Annotated in this window: 8 protein-coding genes and 1 pseudogene; 6 read left to right on the top strand and 3 right to left on the bottom strand. The window is 39.5% G+C overall.

Going from position 1 to position 15134, the window contains the following annotated elements:
- Positions 1-42 precede the first annotated feature (42 nt).
- Together K0I62_RS09695 and K0I62_RS09690 are read left to right on the top strand one after the other, a co-directional pair.
- A complete protein-coding gene (locus K0I62_RS09695; RefSeq protein ID WP_220067970.1) occupies positions 43-1773 on the top strand; it encodes a class I SAM-dependent methyltransferase in 1731 nt (576 codons plus the stop codon).
- A 125-nt stretch (positions 1774-1898) separates the two neighbouring features.
- Positions 1899-2759 (top strand): hypothetical protein, encoded by an 861-nt coding sequence (locus K0I62_RS09690; RefSeq protein WP_220067969.1) that lies wholly within the window; start codon positions 1899-1901, stop codon positions 2757-2759.
- A gap of 380 nt (positions 2760-3139) precedes the next feature.
- Here the strand turns inward: K0I62_RS09690 and K0I62_RS09685 are convergent, their stop codons facing one another.
- A complete protein-coding gene (locus K0I62_RS09685; RefSeq protein ID WP_220067968.1) occupies positions 3140-3691 on the bottom strand; it encodes a hypothetical protein in 552 nt (183 codons plus the stop codon).
- A 1079-nt stretch (positions 3692-4770) separates the two neighbouring features.
- Between K0I62_RS09685 and K0I62_RS09680 the strand changes: the two genes are divergently transcribed.
- The gene (locus K0I62_RS09680) at positions 4771-9447 is read left to right on the top strand and encodes an NACHT domain-containing protein (RefSeq protein ID WP_220071223.1); all 4677 of its coding nucleotides are present in this window, start codon (positions 4771-4773) and stop codon (positions 9445-9447) included.
- Between the two features lie 1259 nt (positions 9448-10706).
- Here K0I62_RS09680 and K0I62_RS09675 read toward each other — a convergent pair.
- Positions 10707-11489, bottom strand: coding sequence for a helix-turn-helix transcriptional regulator (locus K0I62_RS09675; protein WP_220071222.1), 783 nt, complete (start codon positions 11487-11489; stop codon positions 10707-10709).
- Between the two features lie 24 nt (positions 11490-11513).
- A complete protein-coding gene (locus tag K0I62_RS09670) occupies positions 11514-12047 on the bottom strand; it encodes a YbhB/YbcL family Raf kinase inhibitor-like protein (RefSeq protein WP_220071221.1) in 534 nt (177 codons plus the stop codon).
- A 272-nt stretch (positions 12048-12319) separates the two neighbouring features.
- Here K0I62_RS09670 and K0I62_RS19240 point away from each other — a divergent pair.
- The 3 genes and pseudogenes from K0I62_RS19240 to K0I62_RS09660 form a co-directional block, all read left to right on the top strand.
- Positions 12320-12851, top strand: a pseudogene (locus K0I62_RS19240) (transposase); the annotation flags it as partial.
- Between the two features lie 369 nt (positions 12852-13220).
- Entirely contained in the window at positions 13221-14462 is a 1242-nt protein-coding gene (locus K0I62_RS09665) for a beta-barrel domain-containing protein (RefSeq protein WP_220071220.1), read from the top strand.
- 37 nt (positions 14463-14499) lie between these two features.
- Positions 14500-14901: a hypothetical protein gene (locus K0I62_RS09660; RefSeq protein WP_220071219.1), complete on the top strand. Its 402-nt coding sequence runs from the start codon at positions 14500-14502 to the stop codon at positions 14899-14901.
- Positions 14902-15134: the final 233 nt, after the last annotated feature.

Genomic DNA, 15134 nt, shown 5'->3' with positions numbered 1-15134 from the left:
GACAGATTTGGCGACAGTGATGCCCCAAGAAAGTAATGGCTTATGAAAGACTTTTACACTGAGCATGTGAAAGCACTCAGTACCCAATACAACGCACAACGCTTTGAAGATGTGCATCAATCATGGCAAGACTTTTGGCCAAAAGCCGAACAGCGCGTGCTTGATGTCGGGGCTGGCACCGGGCGCGATGCAAAGTGGTTTTCCCATCAAGGCTGCGAAGTATATGCACTTGAACCTAACGATGAAATGCGCGCAGAAGGGAAGCGCTATACCCAATCACACAGTGTGACCTGGCTGAATGATAAGTTACCGGAGTTAAAGAATATTCTTTCATTGGGTATTCAGTTCGACGTTATTCTCGTCAGCGCGGTGTGGATGCATTTGGCTGAGTCCCATCGTCAGCGAGCATTTCGAAAGCTAAGTAACCTTCTAACACCCAATGGAAAGTTGATTATTACACTTCGCCATGGTGGGTTTGATGATGGCCGCGTCAGCTATCCAGTAAGCGTCAGTGAGCAAGAAACACTTGCCAAGATACATGGCTTGCAAGTGGTTCATGTACAGAGCGCGCCCGATAATATGGAGCGGGATACTGTTAACTGGGAAACGGTTGTACTTAATATGCCCGACGATGGTTCGGGAGCACTTCTTAAAATTCGGCATATTTTGGTTAACGACAGTAAAGTCGCAACCTACAAACTCGCGCTCCTGCGGGCATTGGTCCGAATAGCTGATGCGCATCCTGGATGCGTTATAGATAAGACTGACGGTAAAGTGGCGCTTCCATTAGGGCTTGTTTCGCTTTACTGGACTAAACAGTATCACCGCCTTCTATGTTACCCGCTGAAACAGGCCAATGATAATGACTACCATGAAAGTCATAGCGGAATTCAACAAAGCAGCAATAAAACGAAAGGGCTGAGTTTCATCAAAGATAACTGGCACTCTTTGAATAGCCTTCTCCATGCTAATGACTTATCTATCGGCGCGTTGTTTCTCGGCCAAGAGGCCCGAGCAGTAACTGGAACACTCTCTGATTGCGCAGCAACAATACGCGATATGCCGGTTAAGCATTTATGGCACAAAGATAAAGCTAACCATTTATTTCAGGTCAATAAGCTAACCGTCCGGAAAAGCGATCGAGTGATAATTGATAGGCAATACCTCGAATCTTTCGGTGAATTCATTCTCGATGAACAGTTTTGGCAAAGTTTAAAGGTGTTTGGAAGTTGGATAGAACCGCTTATTGTGAATCAGTGGATAGGGCTGATGCAAAGTTTCGAGTTGAACAAATCAAGGCAAGTATCACTTGAACAGTACTCTCAAGCACTGCAGTGGGAAGACGCTAGGCATGATACCAGAGTTGTTCGACAGCGCGCAGAAGAGTTGATACGTCAGAAGAGCAGATTGGAGTCCGTATGGAGTGGTAAAGATATTCGTAAAAACTATCACATAGACCACTGCATACCATTTGCTCACTGGCCAAATAACAATTTGTGGAACTTGCTGCCGTCATCGGTAGCTGAAAATCTGCGAAAGAAAGATAGGGTGCCTAGTGCAGCACAATTGCAGCAGTCAAGAAATCGAGTTCTGGATTGGTGGCAAGAGGCCTGGAGTAATGAAAGTGACAGACAGAAATTCATGATTCAAAGTACTATGGCGCTGCCAGGTCTAGCTATAGATACTCATAGCTTTGAAGATGTATTTGAAGCTATGAATTACCAGGTTAAAGGTGTTAAGGGTAAATTCTTGTTAAGTGAATGGCATGCGTAAAAGTAAAATAGGTTAGGGTGTTTAGCTCTTAAATGCCCCATTCAGAGTTTCGAAGGCTGCTGAGCAGCCCTATTTGTCCATTTCTATTGTTCAAGTTTTAGTAGTGCTACAGAGTGACTAGTGTAATGGTAGCGATTCAGTTTGCTGCCGCAAGCATTAAAAAGGGGACGACCTTGGCCGACAAAGATATACAAAAATCAAAAAAACTACCTAAATGGGTCACAGAACATTTCGAAGATTCTGTAGAGTCTATTCAAACTTTGATACAGATCGTTCATTTAAGCGAAAAGGGAATATCTGTTCTCCGTGGTATGCCACAAATCGTAGGGGTTTTGGCCAAAGTTAACGGTGACACAGAGGCAACTTATACGCAGAAACAACTTGAAAATGCCAAAAAGCAAGCTTTACTTGCACAGACTGAAGTTGAAAGTGGCTTTCCTGTACTCCATGGTTTTGCTGTCGTTTCTCTTTGGGGCTGGCTTGAGCAATTTATTAAAGAGTTTGTAGCACTGTGGCTTTTTCACCGTAAATCAGCCTTGTCTGCACCTTCTGTTCAAAAGCTTAAAATCAGATTTGGTGAGTACATGCAGCTCCCCAAGAGCGAACAGGCTGCTTATCTAGTAGAGTTGTTAGAGAAAGATATGGCAAGTTCTTTGAAAAAGGGAGTCAATCGATTCGAAAGTCTTCTTGACCCATTTGGATTGGGTGGAGGATTGTCTTCCGATTGTACTCAGAGTCTTTTCGAGCTTCAGCAAGTAAGAAATTTATTAGCACATCGAAGTGGTCGAGTTGATCGGAGGTTTAAGTCAGAATGTCCATGGATAAAGTGTCGGGTGAAGGAGCAGTTAGTAGTTAATCAAGAGATGCTCGAACGCTACAGCTCTGCATGCATAGAATATTGGATGGAGCTACTTTATCGACTAGGGGATTTTCACGGAGTTGCTCTTCGACCAGAATCAGGTAAAGCCTGCGATGCAAAGACCTAGCAACATACCCTGCTGAAATTACTTTTGGAATGCACTGACTCTGACCTATTTGTCTAAAAAGTGCTGGGTTTACTTTGCTCGTCAGTACAGTTCCAAAACCGCGCATCAGTCCATAGAAATTCACTTGTTACAGCTGATGTTCTAACACGGTTATATCCAGGGACGTTCTAGGCTTAAAGCTTCTGGCACGCCTTAGCCCCAAAGTGTTTATAGCTTCCAATGAAGACAGATTACATTTTTGTAAAATGTCCGTAGTGAAGTGTGCTCTAAATTTTTGATTAATGCCTATCAATCGTTTGCAATGATATGTGCAAACATTCCTACGACACTATGTGTTTGGTACAAAGAGGAAGCTTGGATATAAGCTTTTAATTACTTAGCTACAGGGCATGTCTGGCGTCATTAGTGAACTTATCTGCAGTATCATAGACCACCTTAAACCCTTCAGTCTTGAAGATAAGGCCATTAATCTCTACACTGTGCATGGTTAATAATTTGTCGACGACGAAGGCACGACCTTTTGCTGTTATAGGCATATAGGCCCAATATGTACCTTCGTTTATCTCAAAACAAAGTCTAAGGGATTTAACAGAAGTTCCTTCGACATACATGAGAACATTATTTTCTACTTCTTCAAGTAAGTTACACGTTTCTGTCTCTGCTAATGAAATAACCCTGAAAGTTGACATAGGACCGTCTTTAAAATTCATGGTCATGTAGTCAATATAACCATAGTCAATGACATCAGTTTCACCTCCTTCCGTAAGCCTATCTAACCCATCCTTAGTAACCCCTAGAGTCCCACTAATGACACCATTAGCCGTTACATTTGGCTTAGCCCATTTAAACGGGTTTTCTTTAGCTATGGAATTAGCGGTAAATAGACAAAAAATCAAGAGAGTTATTGAGGTTATAATCTTTACTGATGACATACCGCTACCTTTAGCCTTCAAATTTTTTTATACGCCCTTCTTAATAATTATGCAAGGACATGTGTTTACAATGACATTTCACAACTGAAGAGTAATTACCAGTGATAGATGCTTGCAGTGAATATTTAATTTTTTACATTGGTTCAGATACTTATATTTATAGCGGCGTTTATCACAACTTGGCACGGTATTAAATGTCATTCAAGTTTACGGATGGATTAAGAATAAATAAAAAATTATGAATTGTTCTGCCATCACGGGTAGACGTTGTTAGATACTGGACTAACTCCTTAATAATCAACTGAAAACGTAACACGCTTTATCTACAGATGTTTCAGTGCATCCTCACTGACTGTGTGATAGGCTATTATCGCGACAGGAACAGTTCCAGTTGATAGCCAGACTGTACTGACCAATAATTATGAAAGCGTTCAATGCATCCAGCAAGAAACGGGCACCGATGTACACTATGAAATTACTCCTAGAACGCAACAATTATTAGTCTATTGTTCTACTCAGTACACCTAGAGGCAAGTAGTTTTTTATTTCCAAGTTGTCGCCGTAAAGGCCAATCTATCAATCGTACGATTATCAGGAACTGGGCTGTAAAGCTGGGGCTGAATGCGGACTATGATGGTACTCATTCCAAGCGACGTACTAAAGCTACTCTGATCTATGGCAGAACTAAAAACATTAGGGCTATACAGATCTTGCTTGGGCATTCGAAACGAGATAACGCTATTTGATACGTTGAAATTGTACAGGAAGATGCACTGGGGCTCTCGGAGCAAACAGATAACTAACATTACTGATACAGGCTTTTCTATCCATTGAGAAGACTACGCCCCAAAATATTTTAGTGAATCCTATCAGTGGTGAGAAGCAGTTTACACTGTGGTCTATTTTTTCTAATACTAAAGTGTCTACATTCTTCAGGCCTTACCAAGCCGTACTTTATGAACTGAACACTTAGGTCGTAACCAGTCCCTCAATTATCACAGATACTAGAAGAACAATTGTAAAAAGAAGAGATAGGCCATATCTTACTGATGTGTAAAGTTATGTTGAGAACGGGCAGTATGGCGCTAGAAGCTGGTGGATATGCAGAAAAGCTTGGCAACAGGTATGAATCTAACTGGATTGCATATCAGTTATTAAGGCTGTTACAAGAAAAGACAAGTTATGTGACTGTAGAGCCTATTGGGGATGATGAGGTCGGAGTTGACTTGGTAATAGGTAATAATGATGGCTCATACGAACACCACCAGTGTAAAGCAAGCTCTGGCAATAGCGAATACTGGCATTTATCTAAACTCCATAGTTCCAACATTCTAAAAAACGCAAGTTTCCAAATCGGCAGAGGGGCTACAGAGTTTCACTTAGTTTCACCACTTTCGAGTAGAATAATCAGCGATTTATGCGAAAGTGCATTGAACAGTAATGCAATGCCTTTTGACTTCCTCGAACATCAGGTAAAACAAAGCCAAGAGAGAGAAAAGTGCTTTAGTTCATTATGTGAATATCTTGGTCTAACTGTTGAGTTAGAGGAAGATATCCGCAAAGCAATGCTGTTTTTACAGCGCTTTAAGATTATCCGTTATGATTTGAATAAACATAACCAAAGTGAGTTAGAAGACAAAGCTTCCTCTATGTTCAGTGGTAGTAGTACCAAGCTAGTCCAGTTCCTTAAATATTATCCTGTTGAGTACAATAAATTACGTAACAAGATTACGGCGAACCAATTATTAAATGATCTTAAAAAGGTTGGGTTTGTTGCTAGAGGGATACCCGAAGATGAAAGAGTACTTTCAGTTGTTGATAACCTTTCCAAAGAGTTTGACGAGTCAATCAAACCATTCTTGATATGTAATCAGCTTATTAAACGAAGAGAGTTGGATAACATCACCGATTCTTTAGAAGAAAACCCTGTAACTCTGATTAGAGCAGAAGCAGGAGTTGGGAAAAGTTCATTACTTCTCGAACTTCATAATTACCTTCGTAAGAGAGGAGCCATAAGTGTTCCAGTGAGGCTTGATCGACGAAATCCAGAGGTTAATCTAGATGCGTATGGAAGAGCATTAGGTTTCCCATACTCGCCACCTTTCAGCTTAAGTGCATTATCAAAACACAACAAAGTAGTGATTATATTGGATCAGCTTGACGCTATCCGATGGACTGGCGCACATTCTAATATAGCTTTGCACATCTGCCAGGAGTTAATCAGGCAAACAATTGCGCTACGTAAAGAAGGTGCCGACATATCAATCGTCTTGGCTTCTAGGGATTTTGAGCTAAACGAAGATATCGCTTTATCAAGTTGGCTAGATAGTATTTCGGAGTCATTGCATGAAGTTACATTATCTACATTAGATGAAGAAAAAGTAGACGAGTTAGTCTCGCCATTTGAGACGTACTCACAACTATCTTCCGTCAAGAAAGAGATTCTTAAGATACCGTTATGGCTTGGTATTTATCTAACTATTGCGCATCGGACACAGACTGCTCCAAGATTTGATAACAAATTAGAGTTGGTTAAGAATTTTTGGGACGATCGACTAAGTCAAATAAGCGCCCATCACTTATCGATTGAAGAAGTTGAAAAACTTATTGATAAGCTAGTGGGCGTAATGATGAAACAGGGTTGTTTGTCTGTGTCATTGACCTCTCTTCCTGCAGGTTCTCGGTGGGCCTTAGATGTATTAATTTCAATAGGAGTGATAACTAAGCAGGATCAACGAGTAAGTTTTAGGCACCAGGCATTATATGATTATCAAGTCGGTTCCAAGTTATATCGAGCAGGAAGCGAATCTTCTGAAAAACTTCTATCTGAGCTTGGAGGGTTTGAGAAGCAAACGCTAGATAAAAGGGAGCACCTTAGGTACGCGCTAAACATGTTGCTAGACGCTGGCCAAAAAAATTATTGCTCTAGCATTGAGGCGGTTTTATTTAGTGATAAGGTTCGTTTTCACCTCAAATTCTTGGCTCTTAATTCGCTAAAAGACCTAAAGGTAATAAAAGCCCCCGCTAGAAAACTAATCAATAAGTTAGTTCATGCCCCTGTATTAAAAAAGAAATTTATCTCGACGAGCTGCTTTAAAAATCCTGAGATAATCGAGTATCTGATAGAGAGTAGCATTTTAGAGGGTTGGCTCAGCAGCTCCGATGAAAAGTTGGTGGATGCTTCGGTTGGTCTTCTAAGTTCTATTTCAGAAATTAAGCCAGACGTTGTGGTCAGCACTCTGCGCCCATATGTCGATGTGTCAGATAGTTGGAATCAAAAAATCTACAGTAGTCTGTGCTGGAAGATTGAAGATGATTCTGATGACATGTTTAAGTTGAGGAAAGATCTTCTACTAAAAAACTGCCCAGAAAACTATATAGATTGGCGTTCTCTTTCAAAGAAGCACCCTAATCGAGCATTGTCTTTGATAGAGGTAGTTTTAGAGCAATACCGAGATGTGATTTGTAAGCCTAGGTATTCGGCAGAAGTTAGGGCGCATGAAAAGCTAACGCAAACGGGTAACTGGTCACCGACTGAGTTAGAAGACATTCTAGGTGTGGCGGATGTGATTCCTGAAGCAGTAATTAGCAGGTTGCTAAGGAAGATAAATGACATCGCTGAATCACAACCAAATCGAGATAGTGTATTTTTATGGTTACATAAGGATGAAGCGAGTGATTATGGTCATGATTGCCGTCTTACATCTGGACTGTTCTCTCTTATAGAAAAGGCTGGGGAAAAGCTAGGCTCTGATCCTAACATGCTGCACGAGTTAGTCAGGCCGTACCTCTCAACATCCAATCCAGTTACAGTACACTTGGTTGCGCGACTATTATTTAATCTCTCTCACAATGAGTCTGATATAGTTATCGACTGGTTGCTGGCGCGTCCAGATTTACACTTGTCTTGTGGGAATACCTACCGTGAACCTATCTGGATTCTACCAGGGAAATTAATCGGAAAATTTTCTGAGAGTTGCAGCCAAGAAGGGTTTACGGCCCTTGAGAAATGTATATGTAGTCTTCAGAGTTACCGTAACCTAGATGAAGTACGGAGGAAGCTTGAAACGAGAAAGTGGGGAGTTTATCGAAGCTATTGGGGGCAAACTCAACATTTTTTACTACCTAAACTCGATCAAACTAGAGTTGTGAATAGTACTCGTGACTTGATCGACATGTTAGCTAGAAAGTTTGAGTCATATTCATATTTAGATTTTTGTTCTAAGTATGAGACTACTGGAGGATTGATTACTTCTCCATTGCCTATGGGAAACAAGTTGTCCAATGGGTCTTGGTCGAAGCTAATTCTAACTCCTGAAAAGCAGTCTGTTGGTAGAAATTGGAAGCAAGTAGCTAAAGAAGTAATTTCTGAATCGACCATCGAACAGTTCTCTCGAACTCTAGAAGGTTCTGTTTGTAATGAACCTGTCAGATTCGCGAACCTTGCTTTGTCACTGCCAAAAGATATAGACCCTCAATATATCAGTGCGTTTTTTCGAGGGTTAGCTGACTGTAGTAAAGAGAAAGCTCATGAATACTACAAAGACAATTGGGCTCCTTGTAGCGATATCTTATTGGATAAGGTGATTTCGCATTTCCCTCACGGTGAAAGCGAGTATGCATTGGTTAGATTGCTCGACTGTCAGTCGTTAGCTTCGGACTCAAAGGCCTTTCATTTATTGTTCCAGCTAGCTCGACATGCTAAAGACCCTGAGTTAAACAAACTGAATGTTTGGAACCCTGACAAAGGTCGCTCAGTAGACGTTGCGTCAGCTAAGTCTTTGATGGATAACTCAATTAAATGTGTTCGTGGGCAAGCATATATAGCGATAGCTAGGATTTTTTTCAAAAATGAATCGCTTGCATACCAAAATAGAGACACTGTCACGTATGCGATTGAAGATGAACACCCAGCGGTTAATATGTCAGCTTTAGAGTTAATTAAACCATATCTAAAGTACGATAGTTCATTTGCCCATACTAAGTTTATAGAGTTATGCACTAAAGATATTCGAATCAGTGCGGGGTATGGTGCAAACTACTTTTTTAATCAAGGATTCGAGAGTGAGCATGTAAATAAATACATTGATCTTGTTTTACGAATGCTAGACTCTCAATATGCGGATATCAGGAAAGAAGCTGCTAGACAAATTTATGCCCGTTGGTTTTTCAATGACCTATTTGAAGATGAGTTAGCATTGGTTCTTAAAGGTGACAAGGAGTTAAGGAGTGGCTGTTCTTCTGTTATTTCCCAGTTCTTAAGCGAAGATAAACACCATGATCGAATTGGCAAAATTGAGTCGTCATACATAATGTTGTTAAACGATGAAGACAAAGATATTTTGCAACAAGTGGGTAGGTGCATTCAGTATGATAGCTACTGGGCAAAGCATAATTCGACGGTCTTATTTAGTGAATTTGTCAAGTCGAAAGCGGTAAGGTACTGCATTTACGACTTATTTAGGATGCTGGAAAGTTTTCCGGGTATGCTTGTAGACATGAGTGACTCTTTGTTGGGGCTAGTCAAAAACATCGTTGAAGTGGATAAGAATGATCAGTCTTTTAAGCATCGACATATGCATATCCGGGAATCTTCTCTTCTAAGCGTGTTGCAACGTCTTTACGATGAAGCAACAGAAGATGAAGATGATGAGGCAATCAGTACTTGTTTGGACATCTGGGATGAACTGTTGAATTCGGAAATTTATACAGCGATGAGTGCAGTTAAAGTACTTGATAATGGGCTTCTGTCTTAGTTGATAAGCATAATGAGGCGAACACGAGTTTGTTCGCCTCATTACAAACTTGCAAAGTATCTATATGTAGACTGAAACTACTGTGTTGACTCAGAATTGTCCAAAAGCGGGTTAGGGGGCTTCACTCACTGCAGCTAAGTTAATTGTCCCCGAAGTAGTTAAGCTCGATGTCGAAGATTTTTTAGATAGTAAAGATATTGACTTTGTACGTGAGCAGATGGAGGCAAAGAGAACTATACATACCTTCCATTATTACCAAGTATGTAGTTATAGATAGTAAAGTCATTTCTGTATCAAACGATGCCACTGTTGATAAAAAGTCTGGCTTAATCTGGTATGCGACTCTAGAAGAAGCGAAACACCATAATGGTTGAGGGTGAAGAGATGAACCGAATACTTTATCGTCAGAACTTACTTAATGACTAGGATCAATCTTAGCCCACTAGCTTGTTCACCACAAAGGGGGGCATCTACGACAGAAGGTTTGAAGAACCTAATGATCATCTGCGAAGACGGCGTTAACCGACAAAAGCTACAACTAAACCTGGAAGTTTAACCCAGAGGTTTTAATTCGGCGCAGTTGGGTCCGTTTAGACTTGGTCGACATCCGTTGGCAATCGCCCCCATAGAGACAACTGCATATCAGCTTTTAAGTGCACGCAGAAACAAAAGCCCAATTTGTTTTAGAAACAACCATCTGTGTTTGTGCAAAACTGAAGCGCATGGAAAGAGTATAGGTGGGCCTGGGTTTTATTTAACACGTTGAACGAGATTCTGACTTTCAGTGAACTTTACCACACTTGTAAAGATTCACTCAATTTCAGAATCTGATTCACCCAAGTAATTGACCTTCCTGCTAACTTCTAAACCCTTGTTTTTTATCGTTCCATTCAAATTCAGATTTTTCACCAAAAATTCCTTTTAAAATCAGATTTTCTGTAATCTATGAGTCCACTAGAATTTTAGAGATAAGTGGTTGTTTTAATGCAATTCATTAAAATTCAGATTTTCAGCGCAAAATCTGAAATTCAATGAACACTATACATATAGTTAGGATGGATACTAGGTAAATATCTTCTACTCTTAGTATTTAGTACCTATCAATTAGATAGTTCGTTTGTATGGCTAAACCTTGTGTGTTGTTATCGGTGGTAAGCCATTTGGCCATTAGACTCGGGGCAGTCCACAATGAATTATTTTTCAGGTGCATTTCGATTTTCAAAGAATTGGACCTGTATGTATCATTCAGCATGAATAAATCATTGAGCAGCGATTGTTTTGATGTAGTCACTTGGTGTTAGTCCAAACTTGCCTTTAAAGCGTTGGCTAAATCGTCCTTCGGATTGATAGCCACACGAAAGGGCCAGCATTGCGACGTTATTGTGACCTTTTTGCATTAAGTTTAACGCATGATTTAATCGGACTTCAGCTAACACTTCTCTATACTGCATGTCTTCTTTCTTAAGTTTTCTAATCATTGTTGAACGGCTTATAGCAAAGTGCTGCGCAACAGTATCTAAAGAGTGTTCTTCACTTGGTTTTTTCGCCAGATAGCGGCTTAATTTCTGACTAAATCTAGTATTGTTATCAGTAAACAGACAATGTAATACGCCACGTTCTGCCAACTGTTGAAAAAGCCCCTGTACCCAATGATATTGTGTCTCTTGACTCATACTTAGTTGGTTGAAAGAGAAAAGTGCGTTAAGGGTAACTTGTAGCTCGTCACTAGCTTCTAGTATGGGAGTCTGTTCTGTACCACCGTTACTTTTACTTAGTTCAATTATTGAGCCATTCGGTAAGCCATAGAAACTGAACACTCTGGAACGAAAATTTCCCTTTTGTGGTAGGTTTTCAAAACTCAATGACTCGGAAGCCTCGCATAACAACAATTCAGAATGGGAAACATCTATGGTAGATTCCCTCCAAAATAGACGTTTACTGCCAGTCATAATTTGAATAATGCTTGGGGAATGAAGCCGTACGTTCCTGAGCTTCTGAAGTTGCTCTGCTCGGAATATCGTAACTTGATATTGTTGGTTCATCACTCCCCTCATTGTTATCTTGCTTTAACGTGTATAAGTAGCAGTTAACTTGGATTTGTCTAAAGCGATACTGTTCAACGTAAAGCCGACCACAGCTGCTGGAGTATTTTCGTTAAGTTCTAGTTTTTCTGTAGGCAATGCCCACACAGTAAATTGGTAACGGTGCATACCATTCCCTTGAGGAGGGCAAGCTCCACCAAAGCCAGCAGTACCATAATCTATACGAGACTCGATACCACCTAGATGTTTAATTTTTACACCTCGCGGTAGTTCGTTGACTGATGCTGGAATATTGAATGCAACCCAATGCCAAAATCCGCTGCCTGTGGGTGCATCGGGATCATAGACTGTGATTGCAAAGCTCTTAGTACCTGATGGCGCGTTTTTCCAGGTTAGCTGAGGTGACTGGTTATCACCACTACAACCCCAGCTATTATATTCAAAGGTCTTAGCCATAGGATAACCTTCTTGAATATCACTACTATTTAATTCAATGGCTTGCACTGAGCCCAAAGTTGCCAAACTTAGTGCCAATAAAGACGTACTGATTACTTTCATTAAAGTTTTCCTTTTCTTGAGTTCGGGGCTAATTATATGCCTCTTATCAAGTTTCGACTGCTCAATAAGTATCATAAGTGGCTTTGGATGATGATTTATTGACACTTATAGTTTCCAGTAAACAGCCTATGCGAATGGTTGTTTGATAGATATCGCAGCATTACACAGCACAAGAGTGTCCTAAGACATTATTGCCCCAAAACTTGTTAGCCTTCGAATGAAGGCTGGTTACATTTTCTCTTTTGTTCATTGTTATTGGGGGGATTACCCATGGTCCTGTGGCACATGTTGTCATTGATTCAACAGGCCTCAAAGATTACGGTGAAAGTGAATGAAAAACCCGTAAGCATGGCAAAGAAAAGCGCCGTATCTGGCACCTCGCAGTTGATAGTAATACGCATGAGATTGTGTCAGCTGATGGTCCACACGATACTAAGGCATGCCATAAGCTACTTCAGCGCAAGAGTTGCAAATCCACTATTCCCGTCAGAAGCAACGCAAGGTGCTGGGAAGGTGGCCACCCGAGAAATGTGGTAGTAAACGCGCTCAAGACAAAGCAATTAGCGCAATGGAAGCTGGATAATGCTTACCACCTAATGATCACTATTTGAGACAGCGATGTATCGATATAAGCAGTTGGTTAGCACTAAGCTTAGTCTTCGGGAGCGCAACGCGCAGGTAGGTGAAGCTTTAGCTGGTGTAAAAGCAATAAACAAAGTCATAGAACTAGGGATACCAATTAGGAAACAAGCTGCCCAATTTGTTAAAACACCTGGGGTAGTTGCATCTAAAACTGGGATTTGATCAACAACGTCCATTGAAGTGAATAAAAATTGTTCGCGATTTTACTCATCTACAAAAATAATTAATAAATATTTTCAAACTTTATCTACTCCTCAAATAGATACAATTGTTATTATTATGTTGCGTTATCCAGCGCTGCGATATAGTTACTCTGTCAAGTCGAACTTTTTGTTAACAATTTTACAACCAAGCGCTAAGTTGATTTTTATAATCAAATTGCTTTTTATTTTTATTCTTTATGTTGCAAAGTGTTTGATAATAGTGTCTTATCAACCCCCACTTTGTAACACACGTAACAAGATTGATTGTTAACATGTAGAAGCTCAATGCCAAAAGAATTTGGCATGTATTTGAGTATATGGAAGTTGTATGTCAGCATTATTTCGTAAACAGGTATTAGAAAAAAGTAAGACAATATACTACAGTAAAGCTGTGGTTATCACTCCAATACATTATTCTGTTTTTTTATTTTTCATTTCGATTGTTGTTATTTTTACTTTGGTTTTTCTTTTTTGCAGTGACTACGCAAAAAAAGAAAAAGTAAAGGGGTACCTTGTTCCAACTAATGGACTTGCTAAAATTTATTCTCATACCAGTGGTGTAATAAGTTCGATTGCCGTAAAGGAAGGAGATGTCGTGACAAAAGGCGACAATTTACTTTCTGTGTCAAATGACAAGTTTCTACAGAATTCATTAAATTCTGACAAAGAAAAAATTAGAGAATTCGATAATCAAATAAAGTTAGTAAAAGGGCAGTTAGAACAATACAACGCTCTATTTAAAGAACGAACATCAAGATTGAAGAGTATTATTGATTATTTAAAGCAAGAGCAAATTGAATTAAGGATCCAAGGTGAATTGTTGCGAAATAGAGTGCAGCTTGCCAAAGAACGTTTAGCCGATATCCGAACATTACAAGCAGATGATTACGCTAGCCAAACTGAAGTAAAAACACAGCTTGATTTAGTATTAGACTTTCAGCAACGGATACAAGAATACAATACTATTGTATTGAAATCTGAGACTAATCTTGCTAACGCATTAAGTGATAAAGCACGATTACCGTTTGAAAGGCTACAGCAAGTTGACCTGCTTAATATTGAACTTTCAAAACTTTCAAATAATAAGGTTGCAATTTTAGAGAATAGTAACTTAGTATTAAAAGCTCCAATAAGTGGTGTTATTTCCTCAATGAAATTTAACGTCGGCGAGTTTGCATCTTCTGGTGATTACCTTGCGACCATTATTCCAACAGACTCTAAACTCGAAGCAGAAGTGTTTATACCTACACGTGCCATTGCTTTTATCAATAAAGGGGATGAAGTCAACCTCAAACTAGACGCGTTTCCATTTCAAAAATTTGGAGTTACCCGTGGACAGGTCTCGCATGTGTCTAAGAATATTATATTTTCTGCAGAAACGGCAAATAAGTTATCATTTAATGAGCCTGTTTATAAAGTTAAGGTCGAATTGGCACAGCAATATATCAAAACCTATGGCAAGCAAACCGCATTAATTCCAGGTATGTTATTGCAGGCGGACATCAGTACTGGAAAAAGAACCCTACTTGAGTGGTTGCTTGATCCATTATTTGTCATCAATGGCTACTAAACTCTAGGTTTCACTAGTTATATTTAAAGGATTTTTTATGAAAAAATTTAACCCAACCAAAGTGACTATTATATTTAATCTTTTATTGATTTACAGTATTAGCGTTGATTTTGTTTTAACTGAAAGAGTAGAACTTATTCATTTTCAGCTTACCACTTTTAATGCTCGCCTTTCAGGAGTGATGTTAGGGTTTGTTATTTTTTATTTTTGCATCGCAATTGCTTTTAACCTCAAGTTCTTTAAGTTAATTATAGGGAAGGCTTATGAACAGAACTTATTTAACTTCGGGAAGTATAGGATGATTCCTTTTAGCATCACATTCGGCCTGTTGTTATCTGGTTATATTCAATATGTTTTCATTCCTATAATGCTATTAGTTAGTATGGAATTGTTATATTTGCTTTTAATGGATAAGAATAATAACCAGCGACAATGCTAGGTTGGCGGGGTATGTGGCCTTGTAGCAAAAAATCAACATGATATTTTATGTGTATCCATGTACTTAATCTCCAAGAATGGTTTTTAAGTTAGTTATCGATGAGGTCTATATTCCCCGAGTGGAAGAAGGGCAGTGAAATGTGTGTAGAACAGTTTTTTTGCACTTTGTTTTTGGTTGCATATCACTATGCCTTTGGTATTGCTGAAAATTACGTTTTCGCCCTTCTATAAGTT

The sequence above is a fragment of the Shewanella psychrotolerans genome, assembly GCF_019457595.1.
Lineage (GTDB): Bacteria > Pseudomonadota > Gammaproteobacteria > Enterobacterales > Shewanellaceae > Shewanella > Shewanella psychrotolerans.
This window is presented reverse-complemented; position numbering and strand designations above follow the sequence as displayed.